We start from the raw sequence: 17,739 nt of genomic DNA on the forward strand, positions 1-17,739 counted from the left end.
AAGATAAAGAAAGAGGCATTGCTTTTTTTTGGACAAAAAATGAATGACTGTTCATTCAAAATGTTTAGGGGGATATTTATGGGCAAACATATTCGCAAGGCGGCTGTCATTGGTTCAGGTGTCATGGGCTCAGGCATTGCTGCGCATCTAGCCAATATCGGGATACCAGTAACATTGCTAGATATTGTGCCAAACGAACTGACAAAGGAAGAAACGGCGAAAAAGAGAACGCTTGATCACCCTAGTGTTCGGAATAGATTAAGTCAAGAAGCGATGAAAAAATTGTTAAAGCAAAAGCCAGCACCTCTTACATCAGCAAAAAACCTATCATACATCACACCGGGAAATCTCACAGATCACCTTTCCTTATTACATGATGCTGACTGGATCATTGAAGTCGTCACTGAAAAACTCAGCATCAAACAACACGTATTCTCTCTCATCGACGAACACCGCAAAGAAGGCAGCATCGTATCAAGTAACACATCCGGTATTTCGGTTGAAAAAATGGCAGAAGGCCGATCAGATGATTTTAAACGCCACTTTTTAGGCACACATTTTTTTAACCCAGCTCGTTATTTAAAGCTTTTAGAAATCATTCCTATTCAAGAAACAGATCCAGAAGTACTTGCATTCATGAAAACGTTTGGTGAGGATGTACTTGGCAAAGGCGTCGTTGAAGCGAAAGATACGCCGAACTTTATTGCCAATCGTATTGGTACTTATGGACTCCTTGTGACAGTGCGTGAAATGCTTGAAAACAAATACACCATTGGAGAGGTGGACTCGGTCACAGGACCCCTCATTGGAAGACCGAAAAGTGCGACCTTCCGTACACTTGATGTCGTAGGGCTCGACACGTTTTCCCATGTAGCCCGCAACGTATATGACCAAGTAGAAGGAAAGGAAAAAGATATTTTCCAGCTGCCTGAGTTTATTGAAACAATGCTTGAAAAAGGATGGATTGGCAGCAAGGCAGGGCAAGGATTTTATCAAAAAAATGGAAAGGGCATTTTAGAACTTGATCCTGTGACGCTCACGTATGGAGAACGAACGAAGCTTAAAGATCCAGGCATTGAGATGGCGAAGCAGCAAAAAGGGACGAAAGCGAAATTGAAAGCGCTTATTTATCAAGATGGCCGTGCAGGACAATTGCTTTGGAACATGACGGCACCTGTGCTCCTTTATTCAGCTCAGTTAAAAGGCGAAATTGCGGATGATATTCAGTCCGTCGATAACGCAATGAAATGGGGATTTGGCTGGCAGCACGGTCCATTTGAGCTCTGGGATGCAATCGGTGTGAAAAAAGCAGTCGAGCGCATGGAAGCAGAAGGTCACAGCATCCCGCAGTGGGTGCAAGACATGCTGTCAGAAGGACACGACACATTCTATCAAGAGAATGCTGATGGAGAGCGTGCGTTTTATCACAATGGGGCTTATGAACAGGAAAAAGGAAACGAAAAGAATATTTCTTTAGCGAAATTGAAAAAGAAGCAGGGCGTGATTTTTAAAAATTCTGGTGCGAGCTTGATTGATATCGGTGATGATGTCGTCTTGCTCGAATTTCACTCCAAAAGCAATGCCATTGGACTAGATGTCATTGACATGATCAATCGCGCTGTCGATGAGGTGGAACAGAATTATAGAGGGCTTGTCATCGGAAACCAAGGGAAGAACTTCTGTGTTGGTGCCAACCTTGCTCTGATTTTAATGGAAGCTCAGGACGATAATTTCTTTGAAATTGACTTTGTGATCCGCCGCTTCCAGCAGGCAATGATGAAGGTGAAATATAGCGACCGTCCAGTCGTTGCTGCACCGTTTGGTATGACACTCGGAGGCGGAACAGAGGTTTGTCTGCCGGCAGCAGCTATTCAGGCGTCCAGTGAAGCATACATGGGTCTTGTCGAGGCTGGAGTTGGACTGATTCCGGGCGGTGGTGGAAACAAAGAATTATACCTTCGCCATCTGCAAGGGTCAGCTAAGCCGACGCAGACCGCTATACAAGATGCCACGCTGAAAACATTTGAAACGATAGCAATGGCTAAAGTATCTACTTCGGCTGAGGAAGCGCGGGATATGAACATGCTCCGCGTGAGTGACCGAATCAGTATGAACGGGGACCACCTGATCTATGATGCGAAACAACTTGTTCTCTCTCTTGATAAAGCGGGTTATCGTGCACCGCTCAAGCAAAAGGTGCCCGTCATGGGAGAAACAGGCTATGCAGCAATGATATTGGCGGCTGAAAATATGAGATTGTCTGGATACATTTCAGAGCATGACATGACCATTGTCAAAAAATTAGCTCATGTCATTTCCGGCGGGAAACTGCCATTTGGAACAGAGGTAGAGGAGCAATACTTATTAGAGCTTGAAAGGGAAGCCTTTTTAAGTCTTGTAGGAGAAGTGAAATCACAGGCACGCATGCAGCACATGCTCGTCAAAGGAAAACCTTTACGTAACTAAGGGGGAGTCAAAATGAGAGAAGCAGTCATTGTCGCTGGCGCGAGAACACCAGTAGGGAAGGCGAAAAAAGGATCGTTAAAACATGTTCGGCCTGATGATATGGGCGCATTGTGTGTAAAAGAAACATTAAAGCGTGCCGGTAATTACGACGGACAGATAGATGATTTGATCATCGGGTGTGCAACACCAGAAGCAGAGCAGGGGTTAAATGTGGCTCGGAATATTGGGGCGTTAGCAGGACTTCCATATACAGTACCTGCCATCACCATCAACCGTTACTGCTCATCTGGTCTTCAGTCAATCGCTTATGCGGGTGAGCGGATTATGCTCGGTCAGGCAGAAACGATCTTAGCTGGAGGAGTCGAATCGATGTCACAGGTGCCGATGATGGGTCATTCCATTCGTCCGAATGCTCAATTGGCAGAGCAAGCGCCTGAATATTATATGAGCATGGGCCACACGGCAGAGCAAGTGGCGCAAAAGTATCAGGTCACACGTCAAGATCAGGACGCCTTTGCGGTAAGAAGTCATCAAAAGGCAGCCAAAGCATTGCAGGAAGGGAAATTTTCAGATGAAATCGTATCCGTTGATGTAACAGAGCGGCGGGTAGGGGAGCAATATCAATTAGAAGAACATCAATTCACGTTCTCACAGGATGAAGGCGTGAGAGCGGGGACAACGGAGGAGATTCTTTCCACTTTGCGTCCGGCTTTCTCAACAAAAGGCACGGTGACCGCAGGAAACTCTTCACAAACAAGTGACGGCGCTGCGTGTGTGATGATGATGGACCGTGAGAAAGCATCCTCACTTTCCCTTCAGCCGCTCGCCAAGTTCCGGGCGTTTGCTGTTGGCGGTGTACCGCCTGAGGTGATGGGAATCGGTCCGATTGAAGCCATTCCGCGTGCGCTGAAAATCGCTGGACTTGAGCTGAAGGATATCGGGCTGTTTGAATTAAACGAAGCGTTTGCCTCTCAGGCAATTCAAGTCATTCGTCATTTAGGGATCGATGAAGAGAAAGTGAATGTCAATGGCGGGGCAATCGCGCTAGGGCATCCGCTCGGCTGTACAGGAACGAAACTTACACTGTCACTCATTCATGAAATGAAACGGCGAAACGAGCAATTTGGCATCGTCACAATGTGTATCGGCGGGGGCATGGGAGCAGCAGGAATTTTTGAATTGATCTAAAGGGGGAAATCAGGATGAAAGCAATGGAAGATGTAAAAAAGGGTGGAAGCTTCTTAATTGATGAGACGAATTATGAGCATATCTTTACACCAGAGGATTTCTCTGATGAGCATCATATGATTGGAAAGACAACAGAGGATTATATTTTACAAGACGTTGTTCCGTATATAGATCAAATTGAACATCATGAATTCGAGCATTCCGTCAGGCTTCTCAAAAAGGCTGGAGAGCTTGGACTTCTAGGAGCTGATGTGCCTGAAGAATTCGGCGGACTCGGATTAGATAAAATCAGTTCAGCCATCATTACCGAGAAATTCTCCAGAGCAGGGAGTTTCTCACTTTCCTATGGCGCCCATGTCGGCATTGGATCTCTGCCAATCGTGCTGTTTGGAAATCAAGCGCAAAAGGAAGCATACCTGCCTGGACTCGCTTCTGGAGAAACGATTGCGGCGTACGCTCTAACTGAGCCAGGATCAGGCTCTGACGCTCTTGGAGCAAAAACGACTGCAGTCCTGAATGATGCTGGAACCCATTATGTGCTTAATGGGGAAAAACAATGGATTACAAACTCCGCATTTGCCGACGTCTTTGTCGTATATGCGAAGATTGATGGTGAACACTTCTCTGCTTTTATCGTAGAAAAGGATTTTCCAGGTGTCAAAACTGGACCTGAAGAGAAAAAGATGGGCATTAAAGGGTCCTCGACGAGAACGTTAATTCTTGAAGATGCTCAAGTGCCGAAGGAGAATTTACTAGGTGAAGCTGGCAGAGGTCATGTCATTGCCTTTAACATTTTGAATATCGGACGCTACAAGCTGGCTGTCGGGACAATTGGTGCGTCAAAACGTGTCATTCAATTATCGGCAGAATATGCAAACCAGCGTAAGCAGTTCCAAACACCAATTTCTCGATTCAGCTTAATTGGTGAAAAAGTAGCCAACATGTCGGCAAAGCTCTATGCGATGGAAAGTGCTGTTTACCGCACAGTCGGATTATTTGAACAGCGCATGGGTCTATTAAGTGAAGAAGAGCAAAAGGACGGCAAACAAATTGCCCAGTCCATTGCAGAATATGCGATTGAATGCTCTCTTTGTAAAGTGCTTGGCTCTGAAACTTTAGATTATATTGCAGATGAAGGCGTGCAGATTCACGGCGGATATGGATTCATGCAAGAATACGAGGTCGAAAGAGCCTATCGTGACTCGCGGATTAACCGTATTTTTGAAGGGACAAACGAAATCAACCGTCTGCTTGTACCAGGCACATTCCTGAAGAAAGCGATGAAAGGGGAGCTTCCGCTGCTTCAAAAAGCGCAAACCTTACAGGAAGAGCTCATGATGATGATGCCGGAAGAGCCGGGTGATCAGCCGCTTGATCAAGAAAAATATTTACTCGCCCATGCGAAAAAGATCGCCCTTATGGTATCTGGTATGGCAGCGATGAAGTATGGAAAAGCTTTAGACAAAGAGCAAGAAATCCTTGTGAACATAGCGGATATCGTCAATGAAATTTTTGCTGCTGAATCGGCGATTCTGCGTACCGAAAAGGCAATCGCTTCATCAGGGCTAGAAAAGAACGCTCAAAAGCTTGCCTACACACAAATTTTCACGCAGGAAGCCTTCTTAAAAATTGAAGCCCATGCAAAAGAATCCTTGATCGCGATGGAAGAAGGAGATTCACTCCGCATGAGTCTGTCAGCTCTTCGCAAACTGACAAGATTCACCCCGATCAATGTCATCGCCAAAAAGCGCGAAGTGGCGAAACGAATCTTTGAAGCAGAGAAATATATCGTATAAGGACAGCTTAAAAGGTGCGGAGTGATATCCGCACCTTTTTGTAAGCATACATTTAGGTTTTTAAAATATTTTGTGATAAAATGTTCTCACAATTTGCAGGAGGTGAAAATGGTGGCTTTAGATTTTTATGAATACCCATCTTGCGGTACATGCCGAAAAGCAAAAAAATGGCTGGAAGAACACAATAAAGACATCAACAGCATACATATCGTCGAAGAGACGCCTGATAAAGAAACATTAAAAGCCCTTTACGAAAAAAGCGGCTTAGAGCTGAAGAAGTTCTTTAATACAAGCGGACAGAAATACCGGGAGCTACAGCTGAAAGATCAACTTCCTGCAATGTCAGAGGACGAGCAGCTAGAATTACTCGCGTCTAACGGAATGCTGATCAAGCGTCCGATTACAACAGACGGTAAACGAGTCACAGTTGGATTTAATGAAGATACATTTAAAAGCGTCTGGAAATGATGTAACTTTCATTCAGATTGTGGTATCTTCAATATAGATTGAAAGAAAAGACTGGAGGGGTATTGAATGAGCACACCAAAAGATTTACGTTATTCAGAAGAACATGAATGGGTCAAAGTAGAAGGAGATAAGGTGCGTATCGGTATTACGCATTTTGCTCAATCTGAGCTAGGCGATATCGTGTTCGTTGAGCTTCCTGAAGTAGGAGACAAAATCACAGCGGACGAGCCTTTCGGAAGTGTAGAATCAGTGAAAACAGTTTCTGAGCTTTACGCACCGATCAACGGCACAATCGTCGAAGTGAACGATGAGCTGGATGACAGCCCTGAATTCGTCAACGACTCTCCATACGAAAAAGCATGGATGATCGTGGTAGAGCCAGCTGATACATCTGAAATTGAGAACTTGATGACTGCTGAGCAATATGAAGAAATGACAAAAGAAGACTAATTCACGTGAAATTGGACACTCTACCTTTATGGGGGGGGTGTCCAATTTGTCTTTTCAAAAAGAACAGGTGGATATAACAGATCATGTCACTGGCCGATTCAAAGAAAGCGGCATGGTGCTGTATCATCAAAATGAAGAGATTGGCACGATGATTAGTGAAAACCAATATGAGTTAAAATCAGGTTATTCCTATGATCAAAATCGTTTTTATCGTCTGACGGATACATTGACCCACGGGACAGAAAAATATGTAGACTGTGATGATGAAAATGGCTGGTGCTAATCACAGATAAGGCTGCAGTGAGCATAAGCTGCAGTCTTTTTAGTGCAAGTGCCCAATCTTTACAACCTCGATGAAAGATTGTAATCTAAGGGAGAAGTGAACAATGTCAAAAGGGCCGGGTGATCGTGTTGAATGTAGAGGTAGAAAAGGTCATCATTGTAGAAGGTAAAACAGACAAACAAAAGCTAAAAGAAGTCATAAGTGAACCTGTTACCATCATTTGCACCAATGGCACGATCAGTACATCGAAGCTGGATCAGCTTGTAGACGAATTATTAGGGAAAGACGTTTACATATTAGCAGACAGTGACGATGCAGGCGACAAACTGCGGAAGCAATTTCGAAAAGAATTCCCTGAAGCACTTCATCTTTTTGTCGACAGAACATACCGCGAAGTGGCCGCTTCACCGTCAGCCCACATTGCATCTATCCTATTAGCTGCAAACATTGATGTTCATTCGAAATATTTATGAGGGTGGACGTATATGAAAGAGATTGAAGAACACGAATTCAAGGAAATAGAGGACGATTTATTTCTTTTATACTTATATACACCGTTTTGCGGGACATGTCAGCTGGCAAAGAAAATGCTGACAGTCGTAGACACCATGCAGCCGGATGTACCATTTTATGAAAACAATTTAAACTACTCACCAGGCTTTGCAAAAGCTTTTGAGATCGAAAGCGTTCCTTGCTTTCTACTGTTTAAAAAAGGTGAGCAGGTGCAAAAAGGCTATGCCTTTCACTCCGTTCCATATCTTCATGAAATGATTGAAACCGCTAAATAAAGCGGTTTTTTGTCATATTTCAAGCAATTCGTCTGAAAATTTGTCGAGTTATTTATAAAGGACAAGCCAATGTTTGTAGAGAAATGTTATGTATAACCAAATGACAGGGAGGTTATACATGTGGAAAATGTGAAAACCCATGGGAACACAGGGCAGCGTTTATTATTAAAACCGCTGCTCTCATCATCATCCTTGAAGATTACATTTGAGGCGGAAACTGACTCTTGTACATTGATTGTGGATGAACGTGGTGAAGTGAAGAAACTGCCTGCAATTGAGTTATCGGATCTCATCTTTTATGGTGAGAGAAAAGAAATACTTCAATTATTAGATGGAGATATGTCCTTACAGCAGTTAATTAGCAGAGGACAAGTGAAGGTAAAAGGATCATTCCGTGCGCTCCTAAGACTAGAGGCTGTGCTTTGGCTGACGAACGGTTTTTTTCGAAAAATGATAACGTAGTCGTTTACTTGGAAATTAGCGATTTACAGCGTTGACATATCTCGGGTAGCATGATATTCTACGTTAGTAAAAACATGAACATCACATAAAACAACATATTTTCTCTTATTAAGAGAGGTGGAGGGACGTGCCCTATGAAACCCGGCAACCGTCAGCATAGCTGAAATTGGTGCCAATTCACTCAAAGCCGCAATGCTTTGAAAGATGAGAGAAAGGCGTATTGAACATAAAAGGCCTTTCTGCTTGCGTTGCAGTTAGGTCTTTTTTACTGAACTGGTGTCAGGCTAGAGGCATGACAGCAGAAGAATAAATAACGTATGTGATGGCAACCTATAGATTCAGCAAGAAAGCAGGTGAACAGACTGTGATCCATTTACAGAATGTATCAAAAACGTACCACTCTAAAAGCGGAAATGTTGATGCCGTGAAAGCCGTTAACTTGGATATCGATAAAGGTGAAATATTCGGAATTATCGGGTATAGCGGTGCCGGAAAAAGCTCGCTTATTCGCCTATTAAACGGTCTGGAGCTGCCAACAGCAGGAATTGTTGAAGTGGCAGGCAACCGGATCAATGAAGTATCGAATGCGAAACTTCGGAAAGCAAGACAAGAAATCAGTATGATCTTCCAGCACTTCAACCTACTTTGGTCAAGAACGGTGAGACAAAATATTATGTTCCCGCTTGAGATCGCGGGTGTACCGACATCAAAACGGAGAGAACGTGCGAATGAACTGATTAAATTAGTCGGTTTAGAAGGAAAAGAAAATGCGTATCCGTCTCAGCTAAGCGGCGGGCAAAAGCAGCGTGTGGGAATTGCGAGAGCATTAGCAAATGATCCAAAGGTTCTTCTTTGTGACGAAGCAACATCAGCGCTTGATCCACAAACAACCGATTCTATCCTTGATCTTTTAGCAGATATCAATAAACGACTAGGGCTGACGATTGTGTTGATTACACACGAAATGCACGTCATTCGCAAAATTTGTCATCGCGTGGCGGTCATGGAGAATGGACGTATTGTCGAAGAAGGCGAAGTATTACGCGTCTTCAGACAGCCAAAGGAAGAAATGACGAAGCGATTTGTACAGCAGCTTGCTGAACCAGAGGAAGCGAAAGAAACAATCGAGCACGTCTTAGAGCGTGTAAAAGAAGGTCAGGTCGTACGGTTGTCCTTTATTGGTGATTCTGCCGAGCAGCCGCTCATCACTGAAATCATTCGATCCTTCAATGTCGATGTGAACATCCTTCAAGGAAAGATTTCTCAAACGCAGGAAGGCGCGTTTGGAACACTCTTTATCCATATTAATGGAGAAGAGACCGAGGTAGAAAAAGCCATCGCCTATATCCAAAGCAAACAGGTTGAAATCGAGGTGATGACACATGTTTGAGAAATGGTTTCCGAACGTTGATTTAGATGTCATTTGGAATGCAACGGGTGAAACAGTCTATATGACACTCATTTCATTGGCGTTTGCCTTTGTCATCGGTATTATTCTTGGACTCCTGCTCTTTCTCACAAGTAAAGGCGGTCTTTGGGAGAATAAACCAATCAACACCGTCATCGGTGCAGTCGTCAACATTTTTAGATCGATTCCTTTTATCATTTTAATCATTCTATTATTAGGGTTTACAAAACTTATTATGGGCACAATTCTAGGTCCCAATGCAGCCCTCCCTGCCCTTGTCATAGGGTCAGCTCCATTCTATGCACGCCTTGTCGAAATTGCACTGCGTGAAGTAGACAAAGGAGTCATTGAAGCAGCACGATCAATGGGAGCGAAAACGTCGACCATCATTTTCAAAGTATTGCTGCCAGAATCATTGCCAGCCCTCATTTCAGGTATTACCGTAACAGCGATTGCTCTAATTGGCTCAACTGCGATTGCAGGTGCAATTGGAGCAGGCGGACTTGGTGACCTTGCCTATGTGGAAGGATACCAATCTGGTAATACAGATGTCACACTTGTTGCCACTGTATTTATTCTCATCATCGTCTTTATTATTCAAATAATCGGTGATTTGATTACAAATAAAATTGATAAAAGATAAGGGAGGATTTATTCATGAAGAAATTGATTTTAAGTGCACTATTCCTAGCATTTGCAGGCATTTTAGCTGCATGCGGTTCATCTAATAACGCAAGTGATAGCAAAACCATTACGGTTGCTGCTTCAAAAACACCACATGCCGAGATTCTTGAAGAAGCAAAACCACTTCTAAAAGAAAAAGGCTACGACCTCAAAGTGAAGGTACTTAGTGATTATAAAATGTACAACAAAGCGTTAGCTGAAAAAGAAGTGGATGCAAACTTTTTCCAACATATCCCTTACTTGAACGAAGAGAACAAATCAAACAAAGATTATAACCTAGTAAGTGCTGGTGCGGTTCACCTTGAGCCTTTCGGTATCTACTCTAAGAAATACAAATCAGTAAAAGATATTCCAAATGGCGGCACCATCATCATGACAAACAACGTAGCTGAGCAAGGACGTATGCTTGCTCTATTACAAAATGCCGGTGTCATTAAGCTTGATCCAAAGGTTGATACAATCAACTCAACGGTCAAGAACATCAAAGAAAACCCAAAGAACCTAAAGTTCAAAAAAATCGCTCCTGAACTAACAGCGAAAGCTTATGAAAACAGTGAAGGCGATGCTGTGTTTATCAACGTCAACTATGCGATCCAAAATAAATTGAATCCGAAAAACGATTCAATCGAACTTGAGCAAACAAAGAACAACCCGTATGCAAACATCGTGGCTGTTCGCAAAGGTGAAGAAAAATCAGAGAAGATCAAAACATTAATGGAAGTTCTTCACTCTGATAAAATTAAAGAATTCATCGACAAAAAATACGACGGTGCAGTTCTACCGGTATCTGAATAACAACGATTCAACCTCGCTTTCATCAAAGCGAGGTTTTTTGTGTATTTTTTCAAATCTCGCTCATAATAAAAACGAACAAATGACCTGAAGGGATGGAATAAAGATGAATGAACAGCATATGAGCGGATCTATGCAGCAATCATTGACGGATTATAAAACGGCAATGGGTGAATTTCAGAAGAAAATGCCGGTGTTTGGGAAGAAATTCAATGAATTTACGGAGCAATGCTTTCAGAGCGATTCATTAACGCAAAAGGAAAAGCAAATGATTGCCCTTGGCATCAGTATTCATGCACAGGATGAATACTGCATGATTTATCATACAAAGGGAGCGCTCGATCAAGGCGCGACAGAAGAGAATTTGCTGGAGGTTGTCAGCGTGGCGGCAGCATTTGGCGGCGGGGCAGCACTGAGTCAAGGGATTACTGTCGTTCTGCAATGTATTGATGAATTTGGAGGACAGACGCATTAAGGGAAGGATAAGACGGTATTTTTCCATATCAGGGAGTTGAGTCGTTCTCAGCCGATTGTGTGAGAAAATATGCCAGCATAGAACGTCATATCCCTTTTGAGTGAAGCCGCATGTCTTTGATATAATAAAGCTACACTCAAAGAAGGGAATGGTTTATTATTTGTTCGGACCATAGTACACTGGGATTGGATTATACCGCCGAGATGGAAAAGGCCATGCATAAAGCTCATGGCATGAGCTATGCAGAGTACGAAAGAGACCATGACTTACGGATGAAAGTGGAATATAAACGAGAGCAGTCCTATCGAGATGAGAAAAGACAGCTCGCAAAAATGAATATACGAGGCTATTAAATAGCTCAGGGACGGGGAGAACAGTTTCCCGTCCTTTCTTTATGAAAACAGTCTTTTCGACATAAATCCTTTTATCTACCGGCTTTTTTTGTTAGAATTTTGAGAGCATCCTCTCACGTATATCGTGAATGTGTTGTATTCACTTTTAATTTGTTATAAAATTAGAATGAGAATAAATTGAGAATAATGATTATTTTGGAGGTATCGATATATGACTGCTTCGACATTAACAATTAAGGACTTGCACGTTGAGATTGAAGGGAAAGAAATCTTAAAGGGTGTAAACCTCGAGATAAAAGGTGGAGAATTCCACGCAGTAATGGGACCAAACGGTACAGGTAAATCAACTTTATCTGCTGCAATTATGGGACACCCTAAATATGAAGTAACAAAAGGCAGCATTTTGCTAGATGGCGAAGATGTACTTGAAATGGAAGTAGATGAGCGCGCTCAAGCAGGTCTTTTCCTTGCGATGCAATACCCATCTGAAATTAGTGGTGTCACAAATGCGGACTTCCTTCGTTCTGCTATTAACGCTCGCAGAGAAGAAGGCGATGAAATCTCTCTGATGAAATTCATCCGCAAAATGGACGAAAACATGGAGTTCCTTGAAATGGACCCAGACATGGCGCAGCGCTACCTAAACGAAGGTTTTTCAGGCGGGGAGAAAAAACGCAATGAAATTCTTCAATTAATGATGATTGAACCAAAAATTGCGATTCTTGACGAAATCGATTCTGGTCTTGATATCGATGCGTTGAAAGTGGTTTCTAAAGGAATTAACAGAATGCGCGGCGAAAGCTTCGGCTGCTTAATGATCACTCACTATCAGCGTCTACTGAACTACATCACACCAGATCACGTTCATGTCATGATGCAAGGACGTATCGTGAAATCTGGCGGACCAGAGCTCGCGCAGCGTTTAGAAGCAGAAGGCTATGACTGGATTAAAAAAGAGTTAGGAATTGAAGACGAAACTGTTGGTCAAGAAGCGTAAGCGTTAGGAGGATTATTGATGACATTAGAAACGAAATTATCAGTAGATCAAGATTATGTCAAAAGCTTCTCCGAGAAGCATCAGGAACCGGCATGGATGAGTTCCCTTCGCTTACAGGCTCTTGAAAAAGCAGAAGACCTTCCAATGCCAAAGCCTGACAAAACGAATATTTCTAAATGGAATTTAACCAATTTCAAACAGCATACAGTCGAAAGTGCGCCATTTGGATCATTAGAAGAGCTTCCTGAAGAAGTGAAATCTCTCATTGATTTAGAGGACACGGATAAGACAGTCTACATTCAGCGTGATCAAACGCCAGCATACTTGTCTCTTTCAACGGAAGCGAAAGACAAAGGCGTGATCTTCACTGACCTTCATACAGCGATCCGCGAACATGGAGATCTAGTGCAGAAATACTTCATGACTGATGCAGTAAAAGTAGATGAGCATAAACTAACAGCTTTACATGCTGCTTTAGTCAATGGTGGAGCTTTCCTCTATGTACCGAAAAATGTAGAACTTGAAGCACCAATTCAAGCCGTCTACCTGCATGAAAATGACGACACGACTTTGTTCAACCATGTCATCGTCGTAGCAGACGACCATAGTGCTGTGACATATGTAGAAAACTACATCAGTACAGCAAAGCCGGAAGAAGCGATCTTCAATATCGTGTCTGAAGTGTTTACAGGAGCTAATGCCCGCGTCACTTACGGTGCAGTAGATAACCTTGCAGAAGGTGTCACAGTCTATGTGAACAGACGCGGTATGGCAAATGGCCGTGACAGTAAAATCGAATGGGCGCTTGGCCTGATGAATGATGGAGACGTCGTGTCTGAAAACATCACAAAGCTCATGGGCGACGGTACATTCGGTGATACAAAATCAGTTGTTGTCGGCCGGGGCAATCAAACAGAAAACTTTACAACAAGCATCATCCACTTCGGTAAAAACTCTGAAGGGTATATCTTGAAGCATGGTGTGATGAAGGATCAAGCATCCTCTATCTTTAACGGAATTGGTAAAATCGAGCATGGCGCAACGAAGTCAAATGCAGAGCAGGAATCACGTGTTCTCATGCTGAGTGAGAAAGCACGCGGTGACGCAAACCCAATTCTATTAATTGATGAAGATGATGTCACAGCAGGGCATGCTGCTTCTGTTGGACGTGTCGATCCAATTCAATTGTATTACCTCATGAGCCGCGGGATATCCAAAGAAGATGCAGAAAGACTTGTGATTTATGGCTTCTTAAATCCAGTCGTCAAAGAACTGCCGATTGAAGGAGTTAAAAAGCAGCTCGTTTCTGTGATTGAAAGGAAAGTAAAATAATGAATATCAAAGACGTTCGTGAGCAGTTTCCAATCCTTCATCAGCAAGTGAACGGACATGATTTGGTGTATTTGGACAGTGCAGCGACTTCTCAAAAACCAAGAGTGGTCATTGATGCAATGAATGAGTATTACCGGTCTTACAACTCGAACGTCCACAGGGGTGTTCATACCCTTGGCACAAAAGCAACGGACGCATACGAGGGTGCGAGAGAGAAAGTTCGTGCATTCATCCGTGCTTCATCTGTCCAGGAGATTATTTTTACTAGAGGCACAACAACTGCACTAAACACAGTGGCGATCAGCTATGCAAGAGCAAACCTCAAAGAAGGCGATGAGATTGTCATTACGCACATGGAGCATCATGCGAATATCATCCCTTGGCAGCAAGCAGCAAAAGCAACTGGCGCCACATTGAAATACATTCCGTTACAGGAAGACGGCACGCTATCGCTTGAAGATGTGAAGCAAACGGTCACACATCAAACGAAAATCGTCGCTGTCACACATGTCTCAAACGTATTAGGAACCATCAACCCGATTAAAGAGATCGCTAAAATTGCCCATGATCATGGGGCAATCATTGTCGTCGATGGTGCGCAAAGCACGCCGCACATGCAAATTGATGTTCAGGATCTAGATTGTGACTTTTTCGCATTCTCTGGGCATAAAATGTGTGGACCGACTGGCATCGGTGTACTTTACGGGAAGAAGGACCTTTTGAATAATATGGAGCCTGCTGAGTTTGGCGGTGAAATGATCGACTTTGTGGATCTGTATGATTCTACTTGGAAAGAGCTGCCGTGGAAATTTGAAGCGGGAACACCGATTATTGCCGGAGCAGTTGGACTAGGAAAAGCGATTGATTTCTTAAATGACATTGGTATGGAAGAAGTCAGCCGTTACGAGCATCAGCTTGCCACTTATGCGCTTGAGCGCTTTAAGGAGCTTGACGGTGCGACAGTTTATGGACCGCAGCACCGAGCTGGACTTGTGACGTTTAACTTAGACGACGTCCATCCACATGATGCGTCAACTGTTCTGGATACGGAAGGTGTCGCCATTCGTGCTGGACACCACTGTGCACAGCCGCTCATGAAATGGCTTGGTGTATCAGCAACTGCAAGAGCAAGCTTCTATCTGTACAATACAGAAGAAGAGATTGACGAGCTCATCGCAGCGCTCCGTAAGACAAAGGAGTATTTTACGAATGTCTTTTAATGTAAACTTAGACACACTGTACAGACAAGTGATTATGGATCATTATAAAAATCCGAGAAACAAAGGTGTGTTAAACGACAGCATTGTCGTCGATATGAACAACCCAACGTGTGGTGACCGCATTCGTCTCACGATGAAAATCGAAGACGAAAAAGTCATTGATGCGAAATTTGAAGGAGAAGGATGCTCTATTTCGATGGCATCTGCCTCTATGATGACGCAGGCGATTAAAGGGAAAGATATTGAAACAGCTTTGAAAATGTCTCAGATTTTCTCCGATATGATGCTAGGAAAAGAATACGACGATTCCATTGATCTTGGTGACATTGAGGCGCTGCAGGGAGTGGCAAAATTCCCAGCCCGCATCAAATGTGCAACATTATCCTGGAAGGCGCTTGAAAAAGGCGCATCTGCCGAAGATAACGGCAAATCATAAGATTGGAGTGAAAATGGATGGCTAAAAAAATGCCAGATGTTGGTGAATATAAATACGGCTTTTCTGATAAAGACGTTTCCATTTTCCGTTCAGAGCGCGGACTGACAAAAGAGATCGTTGAAGAAATTTCTCGTATGAAAGAAGAGCCTCAGTGGATGCTCGACTTCCGTTTGAAATCTCTTGAGCACTTTTACAACATGCCGATGCCACAATGGGGCGGAGATTTAAATGCATTAAACTTTGATGAAATTACGTACTACGTAAAGCCATCTGAGCGCTCTGAGCGTTCTTGGGATGAAGTACCAGAAGAAATCAAACAAACCTTTGATAAGCTTGGGATCCCAGAAGCAGAGCAAAAGTACTTAGCAGGTGTATCTGCTCAGTATGAATCTGAGGTTGTGTATCACAACATGAAGCAAGACCTTGAAGATCTAGGCATTGTGTTTAAAGATACAGACAGCGCATTAAAAGAGAACGAAGACATCTTCCGTGAGCACTGGGCAAAAGTCATTCCTCCGACTGACAACAAATTTGCTGCGCTTAACTCGGCTGTATGGTCTGGTGGTTCATTTATCTACGTACCAAAGGGCGTCAAAGTAGATACACCACTTCAAGCATACTTCCGTATCAACTCTGAGAACATGGGTCAGTTCGAGCGTACACTGATCATTGTTGATGAAGGCGCACATGTGCATTACGTAGAAGGCTGTACAGCACCAGTTTACACAACAAACTCTCTTCACAGTGCGGTTGTTGAAATCGTCGTTAAAAAGGGCGGCTACTGCCGTTATACAACGATTCAAAACTGGGCAAACAACGTCTTCAACCTTGTGACGAAACGTACAGTATGTGAAGAGAATGCGACAATGGAATGGATTGATGGAAACATCGGTTCTAAGCTGACAATGAAATACCCAGCGGTCATCCTAAAAGGTGAAGGTGCTCGAGGTATGACATTAAGTATTGCCCTAGCAGGTAAAGGTCAGCACCAAGATGCAGGTGCGAAAATGATTCACCTTGCACCAAACACATCTTCCACGATCGTATCGAAATCGATTTCGAAACAAGGCGGTAAAGTCACATACCGCGGAATCGTTCACTTCGGTCGCAAAGCAGAGGGTGCACGCTCAAACATCGAGTGTGACACACTCATCATGGATAACAAATCAACATCTGATACAATCCCTTACAATGAAATCTTAAACGACAACATTTCATTAGAGCACGAAGCGAAGGTATCAAAAGTATCAGAAGAACAGCTATTCTACTTGATGAGCCGCGGAATTTCTGAAGAAGAAGCAACAGAAATGATCGTCATGGGCTTCATCGAGCCATTCACAAAAGAACTGCCAATGGAATACGCCGTTGAAATGAACCGCTTGATTAAGTTTGAAATGGAAGGTTCTATCGGTTAATAAAAAAAAGGACCAAAAACGTGATATCAAACGTTTTTGGTCTTTTTGTTTTTGAAAAAATACAACTTACATCCCGCTAGGAGAGTAAAACTCATCAAAGGCTTTAGACAAATCGTCAGCTGCAGATGTCAAGATCGTTTCTTCTTCTAAAATAGCTGTTCCTTGTGCCCGGACAATATGAAATTGATGAAACCCCATCAAGTTTTGAAATATTTCTTTTAGGTAATGATGTGAAAATTCCAGAGGTGTATATCGATCGTTATTTGTGAAAATTGAGCCGCTTGCTTGAAGCAAAAGTACACGATAATCGTCAGTCATCAGACCAACTGAACCAGCTTCTGTATATTTGAACGTTTCTCTAGCAATCAAGATATTATCTATATAATCTTTCATACGTGAAGTCACATTGAAATTATGAACAGGTGACACAATCACAATTCGATGATGTGCTTTGAATTGAGCCAATAAAGCAGAAGAAGCAGCAGCAATTTTTTCTTCCGTAGCTGTTAATGTTTGTTCAGATGCTTGCTTATCCCAAATACGTAGCAGCTGTTCTTTTTCGATACGAGGAATTTCAGTTCCATATAAATGTAAAATCGTTGGTTCCTCATGAGGAAACCTTTCTTTAAACTGTTCTAAAAATAGTGTTTGCAGTTTGTTTGAATAACTTTCTCGATGAGTGAAATCAGGGTGCGCGTTAATGATTAAGGTTTGCATATACATGCT

The 17,739-nt window shown here is 43.0% G+C and carries 20 protein-coding genes and 1 riboswitch; of the genes, 19 read left to right on the top strand and 1 reads right to left on the bottom strand.

Annotated elements, in window-relative coordinates; all coding sequences use genetic code 11:
- Positions 1 to 78: 78 nt before the first annotated feature.
- The 19 genes from ACP7A0_RS08905 to sufB all read left to right on the top strand — a co-directional run bounded on the left by ACP7A0_RS08905 (position 79) and on the right by sufB (position 17,013).
- Positions 79 to 2,466 carry a 3-hydroxyacyl-CoA dehydrogenase/enoyl-CoA hydratase family protein gene (locus tag ACP7A0_RS08905; protein ID WP_375566307.1) on the top strand — a complete coding sequence of 796 codons (2,388 nt, stop codon included), beginning with the start codon at positions 79 to 81 and terminating at the stop codon, positions 2,464 to 2,466.
- Between the two features lie 12 nt (positions 2,467 to 2,478).
- Positions 2,479 to 3,654 carry an acetyl-CoA C-acetyltransferase gene (locus tag ACP7A0_RS08910; RefSeq protein ID WP_106030473.1) on the top strand — a complete coding sequence of 392 codons (1,176 nt, stop codon included), beginning with the start codon at positions 2,479 to 2,481 and terminating at the stop codon, positions 3,652 to 3,654.
- 14 nt (positions 3,655 to 3,668) lie between these two features.
- Positions 3,669 to 5,450, top strand: a complete 1,782-nt coding sequence (locus ACP7A0_RS08915; protein WP_375566305.1) for an acyl-CoA dehydrogenase family protein — start codon at positions 3,669 to 3,671, stop codon at positions 5,448 to 5,450.
- A gap of 111 nt (positions 5,451 to 5,561) precedes the next feature.
- Positions 5,562 to 5,918: an arsenate reductase family protein gene (locus tag ACP7A0_RS08920; RefSeq protein ID WP_034317446.1), complete on the top strand. Its 357-nt coding sequence runs from the start codon at positions 5,562 to 5,564 to the stop codon at positions 5,916 to 5,918.
- Between the two features lie 66 nt (positions 5,919 to 5,984).
- Complete coding sequence (gcvH, locus tag ACP7A0_RS08925; protein WP_003213614.1) at positions 5,985 to 6,368, top strand: glycine cleavage system protein GcvH; 384 nt, start codon at positions 5,985 to 5,987, stop codon at positions 6,366 to 6,368.
- 46 nt (positions 6,369 to 6,414) lie between these two features.
- Complete coding sequence (locus tag ACP7A0_RS08930; RefSeq protein ID WP_034659913.1) at positions 6,415 to 6,651, top strand: YusG family protein; 237 nt, start codon at positions 6,415 to 6,417, stop codon at positions 6,649 to 6,651.
- A gap of 128 nt (positions 6,652 to 6,779) precedes the next feature.
- Positions 6,780 to 7,124: a toprim domain-containing protein gene (locus tag ACP7A0_RS08935; RefSeq protein ID WP_034660691.1), complete on the top strand. Its 345-nt coding sequence runs from the start codon at positions 6,780 to 6,782 to the stop codon at positions 7,122 to 7,124.
- Between the two features lie 12 nt (positions 7,125 to 7,136).
- Positions 7,137 to 7,439, top strand: a complete 303-nt coding sequence (locus tag ACP7A0_RS08940) for a thioredoxin family protein (protein ID WP_375566302.1) — start codon at positions 7,137 to 7,139, stop codon at positions 7,437 to 7,439.
- A 120-nt stretch (positions 7,440 to 7,559) separates the two neighbouring features.
- Positions 7,560 to 7,901 carry an SCP2 sterol-binding domain-containing protein gene (locus ACP7A0_RS08945; protein ID WP_034659911.1) on the top strand — a complete coding sequence of 114 codons (342 nt, stop codon included), beginning with the start codon at positions 7,560 to 7,562 and terminating at the stop codon, positions 7,899 to 7,901.
- A gap of 102 nt (positions 7,902 to 8,003) precedes the next feature.
- Positions 8,004 to 8,112, top strand: a riboswitch (SAM riboswitch).
- A gap of 153 nt (positions 8,113 to 8,265) precedes the next feature.
- Positions 8,266 to 9,291 (top strand): methionine ABC transporter ATP-binding protein, encoded by a 1,026-nt coding sequence (locus ACP7A0_RS08950; RefSeq protein WP_375566300.1) that lies wholly within the window; start codon positions 8,266 to 8,268, stop codon positions 9,289 to 9,291.
- Positions 9,284 to 9,952 carry a methionine ABC transporter permease gene (locus ACP7A0_RS08955; protein ID WP_066030429.1) on the top strand — a complete coding sequence of 223 codons (669 nt, stop codon included), beginning with the start codon at positions 9,284 to 9,286 and terminating at the stop codon, positions 9,950 to 9,952. The genes ACP7A0_RS08950 and ACP7A0_RS08955 overlap by 8 nt, the downstream gene beginning before the upstream one ends.
- A 14-nt stretch (positions 9,953 to 9,966) precedes the next feature.
- Entirely contained in the window at positions 9,967 to 10,788 is an 822-nt protein-coding gene (metQ, locus tag ACP7A0_RS08960; protein WP_106072107.1) for a methionine ABC transporter substrate-binding lipoprotein MetQ, read from the top strand.
- A gap of 103 nt (positions 10,789 to 10,891) precedes the next feature.
- On the top strand, positions 10,892 to 11,260 hold the full coding sequence (locus tag ACP7A0_RS08965; RefSeq protein WP_426004883.1) for a carboxymuconolactone decarboxylase family protein: 369 nt from the start codon (positions 10,892 to 10,894) through the stop codon (positions 11,258 to 11,260).
- Between the two features lie 215 nt (positions 11,261 to 11,475).
- Positions 11,476 to 11,613 (top strand): hypothetical protein, encoded by a 138-nt coding sequence (locus tag ACP7A0_RS08970; protein WP_162839378.1) that lies wholly within the window; start codon positions 11,476 to 11,478, stop codon positions 11,611 to 11,613.
- 211 nt (positions 11,614 to 11,824) lie between these two features.
- Positions 11,825 to 12,610: a Fe-S cluster assembly ATPase SufC gene (sufC, locus tag ACP7A0_RS08975; protein ID WP_003213654.1), complete on the top strand. Its 786-nt coding sequence runs from the start codon at positions 11,825 to 11,827 to the stop codon at positions 12,608 to 12,610.
- Between the two features lie 18 nt (positions 12,611 to 12,628).
- Positions 12,629 to 13,942: a Fe-S cluster assembly protein SufD gene (gene sufD / locus ACP7A0_RS08980; RefSeq protein ID WP_066030431.1), complete on the top strand. Its 1,314-nt coding sequence runs from the start codon at positions 12,629 to 12,631 to the stop codon at positions 13,940 to 13,942.
- Complete coding sequence (locus ACP7A0_RS08985; RefSeq protein WP_034659905.1) at positions 13,942 to 15,162, top strand: cysteine desulfurase; 1,221 nt, start codon at positions 13,942 to 13,944, stop codon at positions 15,160 to 15,162. Before sufD ends, ACP7A0_RS08985 begins: the two co-directional genes overlap by 1 nt.
- The gene (sufU, locus tag ACP7A0_RS08990) at positions 15,152 to 15,598 is read left to right on the top strand and encodes a Fe-S cluster assembly sulfur transfer protein SufU (protein ID WP_008347017.1); all 447 of its coding nucleotides are present in this window, start codon (positions 15,152 to 15,154) and stop codon (positions 15,596 to 15,598) included. Before ACP7A0_RS08985 ends, sufU begins: the two co-directional genes overlap by 11 nt.
- A 17-nt stretch (positions 15,599 to 15,615) precedes the next feature.
- Positions 15,616 to 17,013: a Fe-S cluster assembly protein SufB gene (gene sufB / locus ACP7A0_RS08995; RefSeq protein WP_034659904.1), complete on the top strand. Its 1,398-nt coding sequence runs from the start codon at positions 15,616 to 15,618 to the stop codon at positions 17,011 to 17,013.
- Between the two features lie 66 nt (positions 17,014 to 17,079).
- Here sufB and ACP7A0_RS09000 read toward each other — a convergent pair whose 3' ends face one another.
- Positions 17,080 to 17,730, bottom strand: coding sequence for an FMN-dependent NADH-azoreductase (locus tag ACP7A0_RS09000; RefSeq protein WP_034659903.1), 651 nt, complete (start codon positions 17,728 to 17,730; stop codon positions 17,080 to 17,082).
- Positions 17,731 to 17,739 lie beyond the last annotated feature (9 nt).

It is taken from the genome of Bacillus sp. DWP3-1, from assembly GCF_049896565.1.
GTDB lineage: Bacteria > Bacillota > Bacilli > Bacillales > Bacillaceae > Bacillus.